Raw genomic sequence first — 16,275 nt, forward strand, 5'->3', positions numbered from 1 at the left:
CCGACAAACATGAAAAGTATCGAGCTAACCGATAACAACCGCTACCTTCATTGCATTAAATTTGAGCCAGAGGCAGAAGCCAGAGCAACTATTGTTATCGCTGCCGCTCTTGGTGTGAAGCAACGCTTTTACCAACCCATAGCACGCTGGCTGAGCGAACAGGGTTATCGGGTCATTACCTTCGACTATTACGGTATTGGTCAGTCCGTAGACAAGCCGTTAAAGCAGATAAAGTCTGACATTATTGAATGGGCCGAGCTGGATATTAAAACCGTGCTCGACTATGCCCAGTCCTGCCAGCAAAATGAACCGCTCATTTGGCTGGCTCACAGCTTGGGGGGTCAGATAGTTGCCCTGGCACCTAACAGTGACTGCATCGACCAAATGGTGACAATTGCCAGCGGCACTGGTTATTGGTTAAAAGCCAGCAAACAAGTTCGTTGGACATCCTGGCTACTATGGTATTTTGCGGTGCCAATCAGTACCCCCATAGCAGGTTATTTTCCGGGTAAGCGCCTGAACATGGTGGGAGATATGCCGGCACCAGCCATGAAGCAATGGAGTCGTTGGTGCCGCAGCAAAAACTACTTATTCGATAACATTACTGACGAACAAAAAGCGCGCTACGATGACTTCAGCGCGCCCATTCGTGCGTTCCATATTACCGACGATGAATTACTTCAGCGATCAAATATTGAGGCGTTGTTAAGTCACTACCCGAACGCCGAAAAATCGTTAACTGACTTAACCCCTGACATGGCAAGCAGTGAGGGTATTGGTCACTTCAACTTCTTCCGCAGTCGGTTTAAAGAGTCTCTCTGGCGTAAAAGCTTGCTAGACGCCCTACAGGTCAACTAAAGTCTTTGTCTTGAGGATATATAAATAGAGACATTTAAAGCCAAGCGTTACAAATACGCCGCTTACATGATTTTAGCGGTTGTTCCCGGTTTGCTTTATGGCTTTTGGCACGTGCTTTAAAAGGAGGAGTTTTGCTGTCACTACCCAGTTATGAAGAAGTGGCTGCTGCCGCTGAACGCATCCGTCCATACGCTCATAAGACGCCGGTGCTAACGTCGCGTACAGCGAATGAAAAATTGGGCGCTGAGCTCTTTTTTAAATGTGAAAACTTCCAACGCATGGGCGCGTTTAAGTTTCGCGGCGCCATGAATGCACTGCTGCAGTTTAATGACGCTCAGAAGAAAGCCGGTGTCATTGCATTTTCCTCGGGGAATCACGCACAAGCGATAGCCTTAGCGGCTCAGTTGCTTGGTATTAAAGCGACCATTATCATGCCCGAAGACGCCCCCGTCGCGAAAGTGAACGCGACCCGCGGGTATGGTGCCGACGTTATTCACTATGACCGCTATACCGAAAATCGCGAAGAAATAGGCAGAGCGCTTGCTGAGAAGCACGGTTATACGCTCATACCGCCTTACGACCATCCGCACATTTTGTCAGGGCAAGGCACTGCCGCAAAAGAGCTGTTTGAGGAAGTCGAAGAGCTTGACGCTCTATTTGTGTGTCTAGGTGGCGGCGGATTGCTGTCCGGCTGTGCGTTAGCGGCGCGCCACTTCGCACCTGACTGCAAAGTTTATGGTGTCGAGCCCGAAGCCGGAAACGACGGCCAACAGTCGTTCTGTAAAGGGGAAATTGTCCGTATTGAAACGCCCAAAACCATTGCTGATGGCGCTCAAACACAGTATTTGGGCGAATATACCTTCCCTATTATTCAAAATAATGTCGATGATATTCTAACCGTCAGCGACTCAAGCTTAGTTGAATCCATGCGCTTTTTCGCCGAGCGAATGAAGATGGTTGTTGAACCGACGGGATGTCTCGGCTTCGCCGCTGTGGAGCAGCTTAAAGATGAGCTTCGAGGCAAACGAGTTGGCGTTATCATTAGCGGTGGCAATGTCGACATAAGCCGCTATGCAGAACTATTAAGCTCTTAAAAAGTCGGAGGATTAAATGACAGTACCTCAGTGGATAGATACCCTTGATACACCATATTTGCTGATTGATGAAGCCATTCTAAAGCGCAATATCGCGCATTTGAAAAACCGGGTTGAATCACTGGGAGGTCACCTACGTCCTCATCTGAAGACATTGCGCACGTTAGAGGCCGCCGATTACTTACTCGCGGACAAAACCAGGCCAGCCACAGTGTCAACACTGGCAGAAGCTGAAGCCTACGCAAACGCTGGCTACACCGACTTACTTTACGCCGTAGGCATTGCACCGGCAAAATTGGAACGCGTCGCTCAACTACGTAAGCGCGGTATTAACCTTCATATACTGCTCGATAATATGGCGCAGGCAAAGGCAGTGAGTGACTTTGCACAAAAACACCAACAGGACTTTTCTGTTTTCATTGAAATAGACAGTGATGATCACCGTGGCGGTATTAAGCCCGAAGCGCCTGAGCTTATTGATATTGCACAGCAACTTGGTCGACACTTTACCGGACTTATGACCCATGCCGGTGGCTCATACGGTTGTAATACCGCAGACGCTTTAAAAGCATTCGCTAAGCGAGAGTGTGATGCGGTTCGCAGCGCTAAAAGCCGATTGGAAGCGTCTAACATTCATTGTTCAATAACCAGCGTCGGTTCAACACCAACTGCGCATTATGGCGAAGACTTTAGTGAAATTACCGAAGTGCGTGCCGGCGTTTACACGACGTTCGATTTAGTCATGAAAAATATTGGTGTGTGCGACTTTTCTGACATCGCCATGTCGGTAGTGACAACCGTTATCGGGCACAATAAAGAAAAAGGCTGGGTACTGACAGACAGCGGTTGGATGGCTCTTTCCCGAGATCGCGGTACTGCCAGTCAAAGTCAGGATTTTGGCTACGGACAAGTCTGTAGACAAGACGGCTCTGTTTTAACTGAATTGTGCGTTAACAGCACATCGCAAGAGCACGGCGTTATCGAATTAACCGAAGCTTACCAACCAGAAGACTTTCCCGTTGGCTCGCAATTGCGCATATTGCCCAACCACGCCTGTGCAACCGCCGCCATGCATCCGCTTTACCATATACTGATGAGTGATGGTTCACATAACACTTGGCAACGGATTATGGGTTGGTGAAAAACACTACTCAACGATGTCATTTAAGCGCTTAATCAAATCTGCAAACTGATTAAGCTTAGCGCTCAATTCATCAAAGCTTGTTGTAACATCTAAAACTTCGCTCTCGTTATCGGTCGATAGTTTAGATACCGTTGCCACTGTAGTTTCAATTTCGGTAATTAATTCTGAATTTTCAGCGACAACATCTTCGATTTTTGTCGTTGATTCTGTCGTTCGAGCGGCTAACTCTCTTACTTCATCGGCTACAACGGCAAAGCCTCGGCCTGACTCGCCCGCTCTAGCCGCTTCTATTGCAGCGTTAAGCGCTAATAAATTAGTTTGACCCGCAATTCCGTTAATAACAGAAACAATGTCTTGAATGCCAGATGACTGATCACTTAAGCGCTCTGACAACTGTCTTATACGTTCAACAGATTCTCCTAAACGCTTTGTTGATTCCGTCGTATGTTTTAATCGGTCTTTTGAGTTTGAAGAAACTTTCTCCGTTTCACTTAATGTAGAGTCCGCCTCTTCCGTGACATTTTTAACGACCTTCACGCGCTCGGTAATATCCGATGCGAACTTGATCACTTTCTGGACTTTGCCGTCAACACCAACAATTGGGTTATAAGTTGCCTCTAACCAAACCTGTTCACCTGATTTCGTTTTTCGCTCAAAACGGCCAACAAAAAACTCACCGGACTGTAGCCTCTCCCAAAAATTAGGATTTTCATTATAAAAATCATCAAAACAGAATATTTTATGATGCTTACCAACCACCTCATCTAAGCTATAACCCACAACATTAAGAAAGTTGCTATTGGCAAATTCAATATATCCATCGGGTGAGAATTCAATCTCAGCCATTGAGTTATTAAGCGACGATATAAGCGCGGATTTCTGCTCTAAATTAATATGTTTATCGGTAACGTCTGCAGCTATTTTAACCACCCTAACTGTCACACCGTCATTATCTTTAACGGGAAAGTAGGAAGCATTAAACCAAATAGGCGAGCCATCCTTTTTTAATCTTTCGACTTCTCCCGACAAGGCTCTCCCACCTGATAAATCAGACCAGAAAGACTGATACTCGAGACTTTTACTAATAGAGTCAGGGCAAAGTTGGCTGTGATGTTTCCCTATCAACTCATCTTCCGAATAGCCAACCGCATCCAAAAAATGCTGATTCGCTTCCAATATGTCTCCATCAGGACTAAACACAACGAAAGCGACATTGCTTCTGATAGCTTCAAGTATCAAAGACTCGATACTGTTCTCTTTCTCACCTGCTAAGAGAGAGTCTGAGTTTTCGTTTTTCCATAGTTTGAACATATAAACGAACCCATCCAAAATAGAGCACTAACATACAGTTAACATAGTAGTAACATCGGAACATCTTGGGTAAACTAAAGTAAAATTATTGAAGTTAGTAAATAAAAGCTACTAAGTAGGAAAAATTATGTTCTTGCGGACTATGGTAGTGCTTTTTGTCACCTTAATGGCAACAACAGCACAAGCAAAAGAACTCATCGAGAATGAGCATTTCGAAGTTGTCGATACTAAAGCTACATCTGAACCTGAAATTATTGAATATTTCTCATTTTATTGCATAGCCTGTTATCGTTTTGAACCTATCGCAAAAGAATTGGCATCGACTTACCCCAGTGCTTTCAAAAAGTCACATACCTCAGGCTTAAGTCCTAAACCAGGCATGGGCAAGAAAATGACCCAAGCATATGCACTTGCCTTAATGTTGAACAAAGAGCAGGCCATTAGCGAAAGCATTTTTAAGCAACAATTCGGGCAACGTCAGTCCATTGACACACAGGACAAGCTCAAAGACATTTTTGTTCAAGCAGGAGTTTCTGAAAAAGACTTTGAGCGTGGCTATAACAGCTTTTCAGTTAAGGCCCGCGCAAGACAAATGGACAAAGACGCCCGCGATAAAAACATTACCGGCACACCAACGCTAATAGTAAATGGCAAATACAAAATTCTGATCAATGGATTCCGCGACAGCGATGATCTTATAGGTGATTTAAAACTCGCCATTGGGCAGCTAATGAAAAAATAAACGACCAGAGAAACCTAAAATAGGGTTACTCAACAACTTCAGTAGTCACTTCAATAATACCGACGTCCAAATCAGCGATTTCGCCAAACGCGGAGCGCGATAAGTCGATAATCCGGCCGTCAATAAAAGGTCCACGGTCGTTAATTTTGACCACGACGCTTTTGTTGTTAGCGATATTGGTGACTCGAACTTTGGTACCAAATGGCAACGTTCTGTGAGCGGCGGTGTCTGCGAAGTGGTTATACCGCTCACCGCTGGCTGTGGTTCTGAATTGGTACTTCATCGCGTAATAAGACGCCTTTCCGGACTCTTGTTTACCAACTAAGTTACCGGGACTCTTCGCCGGAATTGAGCTACAACCACTCAGCACCAGTATCAATAAACTGGCGCCGAACATGAGTTTTTTAACGGAGTGTGTGTTTTTTGTTTTCATTCCTTAATCTTACTGAGTTCCGAAAGCAGTGTCCGTTAAGGAAATAAAAAGACCCCGTAAAGATTTACACACTCACCTGAAAAGCTTCGCGCACCGTCGGATACTTAAACTCAAAACCATGATTGCGCAGTTTGTCCGGTACCACAGCTTGCCCCTCAAGTAGCATCGAAGACATTTCCCCCAAACCAAGTTTAAGCACAAATGCAGGCACTCTCATAAAGTGCGGTTTATTCAGTACCGACGCCAAAGTCCGGCTAAAAGCTTCATTGGCAACAGGGCCCGGAGCGGTCATGTTCACGGGGCCTGATAAATTATCGTGTTCTAACAAGTACTGTAGTGCCCGAATCATGTCCTCAAGCTGTATCCAGGACATCATTTGCTTACCTTCACCTAAAGGTCCGCCTAAACCGAATTTATAAGGCGGCAGCATTTTCGCTAACGCACCTTCACCTTTTGCCAGCACGACGCCTGTGCGAAGTAAAACAACGCGAGTGGCCTTTTCAGCCGCTAAAGCCCTGCGCTCCCACTCCTGACATAGCGTCACTGCAAAATCCGTATGCTCGGGCTTGCCCTCTTCGTTTACCGGCGAGGAGTCTCGCGGACCGTAATAACCAATTGCAGAGCCACTCAAAAATACTGGGGGTGGTGTTTTTGAACCATTAATTAAGGCTGCGAGTTTTTCGGTGACTTGCCAGCGGCTGTCCTTCAACGCTTGCTTGCGAGAGTCACTCCATCGCTTATCGGCAATGCCTTCCCCCTGCAAGTTAATAACAGCGTCAAATCGACCAATATCCGCCACCTCGTCGACCAAGGACAATAAAGTGACATCGTCGCCCAATAATTTTCGGGCACGATCTTTGTTGCGCGTGGTGACCGTAAACTTGTGCTCACTTTGGTACGTGCGAATAAACGCGGAGCCAATTAGGCCAGTACCTCCCGTCATCAAAATATTCATCGGTCACCTCCTGAGTCGATCTCTGGCGCAAACTTACGCGAGCTTGCGAATAAGTTGCGCTGTATTGCGTTTAATTAGGCGATAACATGACAAACGACCTAAAATAGCCACAGTCAAGGCTCCGCAAAGCGGTCCTACAAGCCATAGTTTCCAATGAATTACCGGCGTCATGTTAAACACCTGGTTTTGCAATATGAACAAGGATATTTCCATCGCCAACGTGGCTATTAACCCACTAATAGCCCCTAACACCAGGAATTCATAGGTAATACTGCGACTTAATAACTTACCGGGCGCGCCTAACGTGCGCAGAATCACTAGCTCTTTCTGGCGCTCTTCCATGCTGGCCTGTACTTGCGCCACTAGCACTAACGCACCAGCAATAATTACAAGCACCAGTACGAACACAATGGCTAAGCTCACCTGCCCAATGACTTCTCGTATCTGATCAATCATAGCGTCCAGATCAATCAACGACGTTTGTGGGAAAGGTTTAAAGAGCTCATAGAGTTCGCTTTTACGCTCCTCACCAAGTCTGAAGCTGGTGATATAAGTCGCCGGAAAGTCTTCTAGTGTCGACGTATTGAATATCATGTAAAAGTTAGGCTGTAAGGTATTCCAGTCGGCTTTTCGCAAACTGGTTACCGGCACCGTGAAGACTTCGCCACCTAAGTTAAAGCGTAGTTCATCACCCACTTTAATATCCAGTCGCTCCGATACATTCAATTCGACAGAGACCTGAGGTTTGGCGTCTTCTCCCCACCACTCACCGGCGGTTAACTCGTTGTTTGGTGGTAAGCTATCGCGCCAAGTCAGTGACAGCTCTCGACCAATACCTTCACGTCCTTCTGCTTCGTCTTCATCACGCTCTTCCTTGGTGACTTCATCTCGCAGCTTTTCACCATTAATGTGAGTTAAGCGACCAGGAACTATCGGGTACAAATCAGTCGACGGAATATTTTCGCGCTCGAACATTGCCTGCATATCATCCACATTGTCCTGGGCAATATTAATGGCAAAGTAGTTCGGAGCGTCTGCTGGCAACTGCCGTTTCCAGTCTTCCAGTAAGTCGTTGCGCAAAACAATGACTAATAACAGCAACATAATCGCCGTTGAAAAGCTCAACATTTGTACACTATTTTGCGCTGCCCGACGTTGCAGGCCAGCCATTGCGAGGCGCCAGCTGCTGCCTGCTTGCATACCCGCTTTGCGACTCGCAGATATGAATAAGCGTCCTAGTCCCAGTAAGATAACAGCAGCAACAGCGCCACCGGCAAACAAGGCCGTCGATAGCCACCACTGCTGACTGTAAATTACCAACAAGGCATAAATGGTGCCTCCGCTTAATACCCACTGCAGCCAACGAATGGCGTTACCCGCCGTTAACTGACGATGCAATACACGCAAAGGAGGAATCGAGACTAGCCTAAACAATGGGTACAGGGTAAACATAACCGCACTGATAACACCGGTCGCTCCGGCTAATGCGTAAGGCTGCCATCCGGCTTGAGGTAAGGTCGCATCCAATTTCTGTGCAACCCATTCAATAACCACATATTGAATGGCCCAGCCAAGCGCCATACCTACCGCCACACTGGCGGCTGTAAGCAGTAGCAAGTGAAGTAAAAAGATACGGCGAATCTGCTTTTTGTCTGCGCCCAGCGTTTTGAAAATGGCAACGACATCGTAGTTTCGCTGGCAATAACGTTGCGCAGCCACAGCAACAGCGGTAGCGGCTAACACCACGCCCAATAAGCTCGCCAACATCATGAAGCGCTCAGCACGGTTTAATGAACGTGACAACGGGCTATCACCATCTTCAATACTGCGCCAGCTATGCGTGTCGTCATTGAGTCGAGGTAACAGCCAGTATTCGTACGCGTCAATAGCCCCAGGTTCGCCGGCCATTAATACATTAAAGCGAACTCGGCTACCAGGTTGAATGAGCCCCGTTTCTTCTAGTTGAGAATGGCGAATAATGACATTTGGGCTGTCAGTAAAGACCGAGAAACCGACATCGGGCTCGTAAGTGACGACTTTAGTCACTTTAAAACTGCTGTTACCCACTTCAATGGAGTCACCAATATCCAGCTGTAAAGCCTGAAACAGCTGTGATGCCACCCAAGCCTCGCCAGCAGCAGGCAGTCCTTCAGCCACGTAACCTTGTCCAAACGGCTGGTCTGCGATTTCGAGCTCACCCCGTAACGGGTAACCGTCGCTGACAGCTTTGACATCGACCAAGGTCATGTTTTCGCCAGAAAACGCCATGGAGTTAAACACGACTTTCCAGGCAGTTTGCAGCTCCATTTGTCCGGCTTGGTCTAGCCATTCCTGAGGTATATCACGGCGAGAGCTCAATACACGATCAGCCGCTAAAAATTCACTGCTGCGCTCGGTGAGCCCGGCTTGTAAGCGATCACTGAATATAGAAAGAGACAATACGGCGGTCACCGACAAAATAATTGCCAGCGCCATAATTGTCAGCTCACCTCGTTTCAGCTCCTGCTTTAGCAAACGAAACGAAATTTTATGCCACATCCTGTGCTGCCTCCGATAACTGCCCTGCTTCCATTTGCAACACGCGCTGGCAGCGCTTCGCCAGCTGCTGATCGTGTGTCACCATAATCAGCGTTGTGCCGTAGTCTTTGTTGAGGTCGAATAATAATTCTTCGACCTTACCACCGGTTTTTGCATCAAGGTTACCGGTAGGTTCATCTGCAAACAGAATTTTCGGCTGGCCGACAAATGCCCGCGCAATGGCAACACGTTGCTGCTCACCACCTGACAGCTGGTTCGGGTAATGGTGCCAGCGATCTTCCAGCCCAACTTTGGCTAATAGTTCGCGGGCTTCCTTCTCTGCGCCTTTATGACCGGCCAGTTCAGCCGGTAGCATGACGTTTTCCAGAGCACTTAAACTTGGCACCAATAGGAACGACTGAAAAATAAAGCCAACTTTGTCAGCACGAACTTTCGCGCGCTGCTCCTCATCCAATTCGCTTAATTTTTCGTTCTCTATAAGAACCTCTCCGGAGGATGCGAGGTCTAACCCCGCAAGCAGCGACAATAACGTTGATTTACCGGAGCCTGACGCGCCGACAATGGCAACAGTCTCGCCAGCATTGATACTGACGTTAATTGGCTGCAAAATCTGTAATGGACCCTCAGAGGTGTCTACGGTTTTTTCCAGTTGTTGAGCTTGAATGAGCATAAAATGAAAAACTTCCTTTTGAAAACGTGTCTATTTTTATCACTGTTGTTAGTTATACGCAGTGTTTCCGCAAATGTCTCACTTGTCGTTTTAGGTGACAGCCTAAGCGCTGGTTACGGCCTTTCACAGGAGCAAACCTGGGTGGCCGAACTCGACCGCCGGTGGAACAGCTCTCACCCCGATATTAACATCATAAACGCCAGTATTAGTGGCGAAACCACTCGTGGTGGCTTAAGCCGCTTAGAAAGCGTTTTAGAGCGTCACCAACCCGATGCATTATTTATTGAATTAGGTGGTAACGATGGACTTAGAGGCTTTGACCTCAACACAGTTCGTTCAAACTTAAAACAAATGATCGATAAAGCGCAGCAACAAGGCGTTAAAGTGGCATTGAGTCAGGTTATGGTGCCACCGAATTATGGCCAGAGGTTTGCTGAACAGTTTCGCCAGGTATTTAAAGAGGTTGCAGAAGAAGAAGGGGTTAAATTAGTGCCCTTTTTTATGGAGCAGATAGCGACCAATCCAGATAATGTGCAGAACGATGGCATTCACCCAACCGCTGAAGCGCAGCCCAAAATTGCTGACTTTTTAGAGCCCTACTTATTGGAATTAGCAAAATAAAGGCACAAAAAAACCGCCTGCGGGCGGTTGGTGTGTTGTCCTTAAAAATGGCGTCCCCTAGGGGATTCGAACCCCTGTTACCGCCGTGAAAGGGCGGTGTCCTAGGCCTCTAGACGAAGGGGACCCTGGACTGTTTGGTGTGAGCTGTGATTCTCTTAAAAGAGATGGCGTCCCCTAGGGGATTCGAACCCCTGTTACCGCCGTGAAAGGGCGGTGTCCTAGGCCTCTAGACGAAGGGGACGCAATAATCACTTTGCATCACTGTATTTGAATGGCGTCCCCTAGGGGATTCGAACCCCTGTTACCGCCGTGAAAGGGCGGTGTCCTAGGCCTCTAGACGAAGGGGACGCAACCAAATACTTTTAACTACTGTCGGCGCTCTACCGAAAACAACTTGGTGGAGCTAAGCGGGATCGAACCGCTGACCTCTTGCATGCCATGCAAGCGCTCTCCCAGCTGAGCTATAGCCCCGCACCTGGCAATCACAGACTGCCTTGACAGCGGGGCGCATTCTATTTCGACCTGAGCTAATGTGTCAACTATTTTTTGAAAAAATGCGACCGTTTGACGATTTTTATGGCAATTCGCTCAGTTATTCATCAAAAACTATTTTTTCAGGCCGTCCGGCAGTTTTTGGTGATAAACATGATACACCTGCTCCAACCCTTCCCGACTGGAAACAGAAACATTCATGTCATTCACTAAACCATTATCCAAACGATACACCCAACCGTGTAAAGTCAGCGGTTGACCGCGGTCCCACGCTTCCTGAACCACGTTTGTCTTGGCGAGGTTTTTCACTTGTTCAATAACGTTGAGTTCACACAGACGATCAACTTTTTGCGACTCTTCCAGAGCCGCAATTTCATCGACATGCTCACGATAAACGTCGCGGATAGGATACAACCAGTGGTCAACCAAACCATGAGGTTTTGACTCCATGGCGGCTTTGACGCCACCACAGCCATAATGACCCACTACCAATACATGACGTACTTTGAGAGTTTCTATCGCAAACTGAATCACAGACAAACAGTTAAAATCTGTCTGAATGACTTGGTTTGCCACATTTCTGTGTACGAATAACTCACCAGGGTCCATACCAACAATCTGGTTGGCAGGCACTCGACTATCGGAGCAGCCTATCCACAAATACTCCGGCGCCTGCTGCCCTACCAAGCGCTTAAAAAAGTCAGGATCGTTCTGAACCTGCTCTTCCGCCCACGCTTTGTTGTTCTCAATCAAGTGCTTAATGTCTGGCATGATGTATCCTAAGGTCGTTTTAACGCTCTATTAAGCGCTCTCACGCTTAGCTATAAATTCTAAAGCAAGGTCAATTCGCGCCAAAACGGTTTTTTGGGGTATTAATTCAAGGGTTTCACCTAACGAAGGAGAGTTACCTCCACCGGTAGCAGCTACCCTTAAAGGCATACCTACTTTGCCCATACCCACATCCAGGTCAGCAGCGGTTTGATTAATAGCGGCTTGGATATTATCAGCATTCCAGTCGTTCACTGCTCCAAGCAGTTCTTTTGCCTTTAATAAAGGCTCTTTCGCTACCGGACGTAAATGCTTTTTCGCTGCTTTCTCATCAAACTCTTCAACCGACTCAAAGAAGTAACGGCTAATGGCAGCCATTTCTTTTAAGGTTTTTACCCTATCAGCCTGCAACGACACAACTTTCTCTAGCGCTGGACCATTGCTTGTGTCCACACTTATTTGGTCAAACTGCCATTGCAACTGCGGAGCAACTTTTTCCGCCGGTAACGTTTTCATGTAGTGCTGATTTAACCAATTAAGCTTTTCGGTATTAAACGCTGACGCTGCTTTGTTAACGTCATCCAGCTTAAAGTACTCAACCAGCTCTTCGCGGCTGAATATTTCCTGGTCACCATGAGACCAACCTAAACGCGCCAAATAGTTAACAACCGCTTCCGGCACATAACCGTCATCGCGATACTGCATAACGCTGACTGCACCATGACGTTTCGATAACTTCTTACCGTCGTCACCAAGAATCATCGACACATGAGCGTACTGAGGTACGGGCGCGCCCAAGGCTTTTAAGATATTAATCTGGCGCGGTGTGTTGTTAATGTGGTCTTCACCGCGAACAACGTGCGTAATGTCCATGTCCCAGTCATCAACCACCACACAGAAGTTATAGGTCGGTGTACCGTCAGTACGGGCAATGATCAAATCATCCAGCTCGGTATTAGCGAATTCAATACGGCCACGAATGTGATCATCGAAAACCACACTGCCCTCTTGCGGGTTACGAAAGCGAATAACGTATTTATCACCGCCAACATTCGGGTTGTCACGGCAATGTCCGTCGTAACGAGGCTTTTCTCCCGCTGCCATTTGCTCTTCACGCATTTTCTCTAAACGCTCAGCCGAGCAATAGCATTTATAGGCTTTGTCTTCTTCCAGAAGCTTATCAATAAGTTCTTTATAGCGGTCAAAACGCTGAGTCTGGTAGTATGGTCCGCGATCCCAGCTTAAGCCCAGCCATTCCATGCCCTCTAAAATGGCATCAATAGCAGGCTGTGTTGAGCGCTCACGGTCTGTGTCCTCAATACGTAATACGAACTCGCCACCCTGCGCCTTAGCAACTAACCAAGAATATAAAGCCGTACGAGCACCACCGACATGCAAATAACCTGTTGGACTGGGAGCAAAACGCGTTACCACACTCATGTTTCTTCCTTTCTGTTAAACCGGTCAAAATAATGGCGGCAAGTTTATCAAGACTGAGCGCTCAGCGCATCTGCTAATCGAAATGATTAAAATGTCAGCAAACGATACAAAGTTCGCAATTTTTATTTGACAGTTTTCATCTGATCCCTATAATGCCTCCTCGCAACGACGCAGAAGTGTCACAGTGAGAATGGTTGCTTAGCTCAGTTGGGAGAGCATCGCCCTTACAAGGCGAGGGTCACTGGTTCAAGCCCAGTAGCAACCACCACTTCTCTTCTTCCCCTTAGTTGCAGACCTTCAGGATGGTTGCTTAGCTCAGTTGGGAGAGCATCGCCCTTACAAGGCGAGGGTCACTGGTTCGAGCCCAGTAGCAACCACCATTTTTTTACTCCCAGTTACTTCAAATTTTCCAGTAAATAATCTAAAAGCACCCTAACTTTGGGAATAACCTGTCTGTTTTCCGGGTACAATGCCCAAATACCGTCATCCGCTTGCCTATAATCGGGTAATACTTCTTTAAGCTGACCACTTGCCAAGGCATCTGTGACGTAATAATCCGGTAACATCGCCAGGCCTAAGCCTTTTATCGCGGCATCTCTAAGCGCCAAGCCGTTGTTACAATGCAAATAAAGCTCTGGCCGGTAAGTTTCTGAGCGCCCGTCCACCTCAAACCGCCATTGTTTGACGGTACCGGTAAAGCAATTGTGCGCATCAAGATCATTAATACTATTAGGCTCACCAACACGTTCAAAGTAGCTCGGAGAACCCACGACATAATGACGTCGGCTACCAAGCTTGCGCGCTCTTAGCCTTGGGTTGCCTAACTGTCCAAGTCGAATAGCCACGTCATAACTGCCTTCAATCAGGTCAACCTGATCATTCGTCAGTTGCAAATCGAGGCGACAGTCTTCATAAACTTGCAGAAAGTCATTTAAAATCGGGGCTATAAAACGTTCACCATAATATACAGGCGCAGTAATTCTAATAAGCCCCTGAGGTTGCTGTGTGCGCTGCTGAATGGCCTGATCGGCATCTCTCAGGCTGGCGACTAAATGCTGGCAATGCGGCAAGTATAGCTTCCCTTCTTCTGTTAAGCTGACACTGCGGGTCGACCGGTAAAGCAGTTGCATATGCAGTCGACTCTCCAGCGCAGCTATATTCCGACTGACCTGTGCGACAGACAGCCCTAACTCTTGCGCTGCTGCGGTAAAGCTCTGCCGTTCAGCGACAGCGGCAAACTCACTAATTCCCTGCCAAGCTTTCATATCAACCTATTATTGCATTTATGAAAAAGTAATTTGTATAAACATAAGATTACCTGCTTATGAGAAAAAGTTAAACTTAAGCTATGCTTTTACGTAATTAAATTAACTATCTAAGAGGAAAAGGAAGCATCATGGAAACAATTAAGTCACGCGCTATGGTCGCCTGGGGTCCGGGCGAACCACTGAAAGAAGAAACAATTGACGTTGCACCACCGAAAAAAGGCGAAGTTCGCGTTCGTATTATTGCCACCGGTGTCTGCCACACCGACGCTTACACTTTGTCAGGTAAAGACCCTGAAGGCATTTTTCCTTCCGTATTAGGCCACGAAGGCGGCGGTATTGTTGAATCTGTCGGCGAAGGCGTTACCTCAGTTGAAGTCGGTGACCATGTTATTCCTTTATACACCGCAGAATGTGGTGAATGTAAGTTCTGTACCTCGGGTAAAACCAACCTGTGCCAGGCGGTTCGTGCTACTCAGGGTAAAGGTTTAATGCCGGACGGTACCAGCCGCTTCTCAAAAGACGGCGAGACCATTTATCACTACATGGGAACGTCGACTTTCTCTGAATACACCGTTCTACCAGAGATTTCACTGGCGAAAATTCCCAAAGAAGCACCGCTTGAAAAGGTGTGCCTGCTTGGCTGTGGTGTCACCACTGGCATGGGCGCGGTTAAAAACACCGCCAAAGTGCAGGAAGGCGACACGGTTGCGGTATTTGGCCTTGGTGGTATTGGTCTGGCGGTTATCATTGGTGCCGTACAAGCTAAAGCTTCCCGCATTATTGCCATTGATGTAAACGACGAAAAACAAACAATAGCCAAAGAGCTAGGCGCAACCGACTTCGTCAACCCAACCAAGCACGACAAGCCTATTCAGGAAGTCATTGTCGACATGACTGACGGCGGCGTAGACTTTTCGTTCGAGTGCATTGGTAACGTTGACGTTATGCGCGCCGCGTTAGAGTGCTGCCACAAAGGCTGGGGCGAATCCGTCATTATTGGTGTTGCCGGAGCCGGTGAAGAAATTTCTACCCGTCCGTTCCAGCTGGTTACTGGTCGCGTATGGCGTGGCAGCGCCTTTGGCGGCGTTAAAGGCCGTACCGAACTACCTGACTATGTTAAACAATACATGGACGGTAAGTTTGATTTGGATACCTTTATTACCCATACCATGCCGTTAGAAGACATTAATAAAGCGTTCGACCTAATGCACGAAGGTAAGTCGATTCGCTCAGTCATTCATTATTAATGGAGCCAGTGATGAAACAAGTTAGCGAAACCCGCTGTTTTGGCGGTCGTCAGCTGCGCTTTGAACATGACTCTGAAGTACTGAACTGCACTATGCAGTTCAGTGTCTTTTTGCCATTACGCGCAGAGAAAACAGAGGTTCCGGCGGTCTACTTTTTATCGGGCTTAACCTGCACTGACGAAAACTTTTCCACCAAAGCCGGTGCGCAGCGAGTGGCCACAGAGCTGGGTATTGCCTTAATTATTCCTGATACCAGCCCGCGTGGAGACGATGTAGCCGACGATGCAGACGGCGCTTACGACTTAGGTTTAGGTGCAGGCTTTTACGTCAACGCAACTGAAGAGCCGTGGAAGTCGAATTATCAAATGTACGACTACATTGTGAAAGAGCTGCCGGAATTGGTCGAAGCGGAACTGCCAGTTAATGACAAGCGCGCTATTGCAGGTCATTCCATGGGCGGACACGGGGCTTTAGTTATTGGCTTACGTAACAGCGACCGCTACACCAGCATTTCTGCATTCTCGCCGATTACCAACCCAACACAATGCCCCTGGGGTGAAAAAGCCTTTAGCGCGTATTTAGGCGATGATCGCGAACAATGGAAGCAATACGACGCTGTTGAGATCATCAAATCTAAAGGTCAGACACTTCCAATTCGAGTTGATCAGGGCTTAGCTGACGGATTTTTAGAAGA

General features: G+C 47.4%; 15 protein-coding genes and 6 tRNA genes. 9 read left to right on the forward strand and 12 right to left on the reverse strand.

The genetic code is table 11. From position 1 onward, the window contains the following. Positions 1-9: 9 nt before the first annotated feature. From B3850_RS04715 to B3850_RS04725, 3 genes are all read left to right on the forward strand, one after another. Entirely contained in the window at positions 10-858 is an 849-nt protein-coding gene (locus B3850_RS04715) for an alpha/beta fold hydrolase (RefSeq protein ID WP_286874343.1), read from the forward strand. Positions 859-989: 131 nt separating this feature from the next. Beyond that, positions 990-1,952 (forward strand): threo-3-hydroxy-L-aspartate ammonia-lyase, encoded by a 963-nt coding sequence (locus B3850_RS04720; RefSeq protein WP_286874341.1) that lies wholly within the window; start codon positions 990-992, stop codon positions 1,950-1,952. A gap of 16 nt (positions 1,953-1,968) precedes the next feature. Then, positions 1,969-3,093, forward strand: a complete 1,125-nt coding sequence (locus B3850_RS04725; protein ID WP_286911452.1) for a DSD1 family PLP-dependent enzyme — start codon at positions 1,969-1,971, stop codon at positions 3,091-3,093. Between the two features lie 6 nt (positions 3,094-3,099). Here B3850_RS04725 and B3850_RS04730 read toward each other — a convergent pair whose 3' ends face one another. Continuing rightward, the gene (locus B3850_RS04730; protein WP_286911453.1) at positions 3,100-4,407 is read right to left on the reverse strand and encodes a methyl-accepting chemotaxis protein; all 1,308 of its coding nucleotides are present in this window, start codon (positions 4,405-4,407) and stop codon (positions 3,100-3,102) included. 127 nt (positions 4,408-4,534) lie between these two features. Here B3850_RS04730 and B3850_RS04735 point away from each other — a divergent pair, with 127 nt between their 5' ends. Continuing rightward, a complete protein-coding gene (locus tag B3850_RS04735; RefSeq protein ID WP_286911454.1) occupies positions 4,535-5,149 on the forward strand; it encodes a thiol:disulfide interchange protein DsbA/DsbL in 615 nt (204 codons plus the stop codon). 25 nt (positions 5,150-5,174) lie between these two features. On the opposite strand, the gene B3850_RS04740 is transcribed toward B3850_RS04735, so the two are convergent. The 4 genes from B3850_RS04740 to B3850_RS04755 form a co-directional block, all read right to left on the reverse strand. Continuing rightward, on the reverse strand, positions 5,175-5,582 hold the full coding sequence (locus B3850_RS04740) for a septal ring lytic transglycosylase RlpA family protein (protein WP_286874331.1): 408 nt from the start codon (positions 5,580-5,582) through the stop codon (positions 5,175-5,177). Positions 5,583-5,646: 64 nt separating this feature from the next. Then, positions 5,647-6,537, reverse strand: a complete 891-nt coding sequence (locus B3850_RS04745) for a TIGR01777 family oxidoreductase (protein ID WP_286911455.1) — start codon at positions 6,535-6,537, stop codon at positions 5,647-5,649. 33 nt (positions 6,538-6,570) lie between these two features. Continuing rightward, positions 6,571-9,075 (reverse strand): ABC transporter permease, encoded by a 2,505-nt coding sequence (locus tag B3850_RS04750; RefSeq protein WP_286874325.1) that lies wholly within the window; start codon positions 9,073-9,075, stop codon positions 6,571-6,573. Continuing rightward, positions 9,065-9,745 carry an ABC transporter ATP-binding protein gene (locus B3850_RS04755; RefSeq protein WP_058578779.1) on the reverse strand — a complete coding sequence of 227 codons (681 nt, stop codon included), beginning with the start codon at positions 9,743-9,745 and terminating at the stop codon, positions 9,065-9,067. The genes B3850_RS04750 and B3850_RS04755 overlap by 11 nt, the downstream gene beginning before the upstream one ends. A 3-nt stretch (positions 9,746-9,748) precedes the next feature. Between B3850_RS04755 and B3850_RS04760 the strand changes: the two genes are divergently transcribed. Then, positions 9,749-10,366, forward strand: coding sequence for an arylesterase (locus tag B3850_RS04760; protein ID WP_053952538.1), 618 nt, complete (start codon positions 9,749-9,751; stop codon positions 10,364-10,366). 48 nt (positions 10,367-10,414) lie between these two features. On the opposite strand, the gene B3850_RS04765 is transcribed toward B3850_RS04760, so the two are convergent. The 6 genes from B3850_RS04765 to gltX all read right to left on the reverse strand — a co-directional run bounded on the left by B3850_RS04765 (position 10,415) and on the right by gltX (position 13,066). Next, positions 10,415-10,490 (reverse strand) — tRNA-Glu (locus tag B3850_RS04765). Between the two features lie 41 nt (positions 10,491-10,531). Continuing rightward, positions 10,532-10,607, reverse strand: a tRNA-Glu gene (locus B3850_RS04770). A 31-nt stretch (positions 10,608-10,638) separates the two neighbouring features. Further along, positions 10,639-10,714, reverse strand: a tRNA-Glu gene (locus tag B3850_RS04775). Positions 10,715-10,761: 47 nt separating this feature from the next. Next, positions 10,762-10,837, reverse strand: a tRNA-Ala gene (locus B3850_RS04780). Between the two features lie 135 nt (positions 10,838-10,972). Next, entirely contained in the window at positions 10,973-11,629 is a 657-nt protein-coding gene (can, locus tag B3850_RS04785; protein WP_286872613.1) for a carbonate dehydratase, read from the reverse strand. 30 nt (positions 11,630-11,659) lie between these two features. Further along, positions 11,660-13,066: a glutamate--tRNA ligase gene (gene gltX / locus B3850_RS04790; RefSeq protein ID WP_053952540.1), complete on the reverse strand. Its 1,407-nt coding sequence runs from the start codon at positions 13,064-13,066 to the stop codon at positions 11,660-11,662. 192 nt (positions 13,067-13,258) lie between these two features. Here gltX and B3850_RS04795 point away from each other — a divergent pair. Together B3850_RS04795 and B3850_RS04800 are read left to right on the forward strand one after the other, a co-directional pair. Next, positions 13,259-13,334, forward strand: a tRNA-Val gene (locus tag B3850_RS04795). A 36-nt stretch (positions 13,335-13,370) separates the two neighbouring features. Next, positions 13,371-13,446: transfer RNA gene (locus B3850_RS04800), tRNA-Val, on the forward strand. Positions 13,447-13,461: 15 nt separating this feature from the next. Here B3850_RS04800 and B3850_RS04805 read toward each other — a convergent pair. Beyond that, complete coding sequence (locus tag B3850_RS04805; protein WP_286872622.1) at positions 13,462-14,331, reverse strand: LysR family transcriptional regulator; 870 nt, start codon at positions 14,329-14,331, stop codon at positions 13,462-13,464. Positions 14,332-14,462: 131 nt separating this feature from the next. Here B3850_RS04805 and B3850_RS04810 point away from each other — a divergent pair, with 131 nt between their 5' ends. Continuing rightward, positions 14,463-15,581, forward strand: a complete 1,119-nt coding sequence (locus tag B3850_RS04810; protein WP_053952542.1) for an S-(hydroxymethyl)glutathione dehydrogenase/class III alcohol dehydrogenase — start codon at positions 14,463-14,465, stop codon at positions 15,579-15,581. Between the two features lie 11 nt (positions 15,582-15,592). After that, positions 15,593-16,275: S-formylglutathione hydrolase (fghA, locus tag B3850_RS04815; RefSeq protein ID WP_286911456.1), on the forward strand; the 683-nt coding region annotated here is incomplete at its 3' end.

This window comes from Idiomarina sp. UBA4520, from assembly GCF_002388365.1.
In the GTDB taxonomy this organism is placed as follows: Bacteria; Pseudomonadota; Gammaproteobacteria; order Enterobacterales; family Alteromonadaceae; genus Idiomarina; species Idiomarina zobellii.

What these genes read in the sequence shown, in the direction of transcription:
- B3850_RS04750 (WP_286874325.1), bottom strand. Translation starts at nt 9,075, where the DNA reads ATGTGGCATAAAATTTCGTTTCGTTTGCTAAAGCAGGAGCTGAAACGA.
- gltX (WP_053952540.1), bottom strand. Translation starts at nt 13,066, where the DNA reads ATGAGTGTGGTAACGCGTTTTGCTCCCAGTCCAACAGGTTATTTGCAT.
- B3850_RS04725 (WP_286911452.1), top strand. Translation starts at nt 1,969, where the DNA reads ATGACAGTACCTCAGTGGATAGATACCCTTGATACACCATATTTGCTG.
- B3850_RS04715 (WP_286874343.1), top strand. Translation starts at nt 10, where the DNA reads ATGAAAAGTATCGAGCTAACCGATAACAACCGCTACCTTCATTGCATT.
- B3850_RS04755 (WP_058578779.1), bottom strand. Translation starts at nt 9,745, where the DNA reads ATGCTCATTCAAGCTCAACAACTGGAAAAAACCGTAGACACCTCTGAG.
- B3850_RS04730 (WP_286911453.1), bottom strand. Translation starts at nt 4,407, where the DNA reads ATGTTCAAACTATGGAAAAACGAAAACTCAGACTCTCTCTTAGCAGGT.
- B3850_RS04745 (WP_286911455.1), bottom strand. Translation starts at nt 6,537, where the DNA reads ATGAATATTTTGATGACGGGAGGTACTGGCCTAATTGGCTCCGCGTTT.
- B3850_RS04740 (WP_286874331.1), bottom strand. Translation starts at nt 5,582, where the DNA reads ATGAAAACAAAAAACACACACTCCGTTAAAAAACTCATGTTCGGCGCC.
- B3850_RS04760 (WP_053952538.1), top strand. Translation starts at nt 9,749, where the DNA reads ATGAAAAACTTCCTTTTGAAAACGTGTCTATTTTTATCACTGTTGTTA.
- B3850_RS04735 (WP_286911454.1), top strand. Translation starts at nt 4,535, where the DNA reads ATGTTCTTGCGGACTATGGTAGTGCTTTTTGTCACCTTAATGGCAACA.
- can (WP_286872613.1), bottom strand. Translation starts at nt 11,629, where the DNA reads ATGCCAGACATTAAGCACTTGATTGAGAACAACAAAGCGTGGGCGGAA.
- B3850_RS04810 (WP_053952542.1), top strand. Translation starts at nt 14,463, where the DNA reads ATGGAAACAATTAAGTCACGCGCTATGGTCGCCTGGGGTCCGGGCGAA.
- B3850_RS04805 (WP_286872622.1), bottom strand. Translation starts at nt 14,331, where the DNA reads ATGAAAGCTTGGCAGGGAATTAGTGAGTTTGCCGCTGTCGCTGAACGG.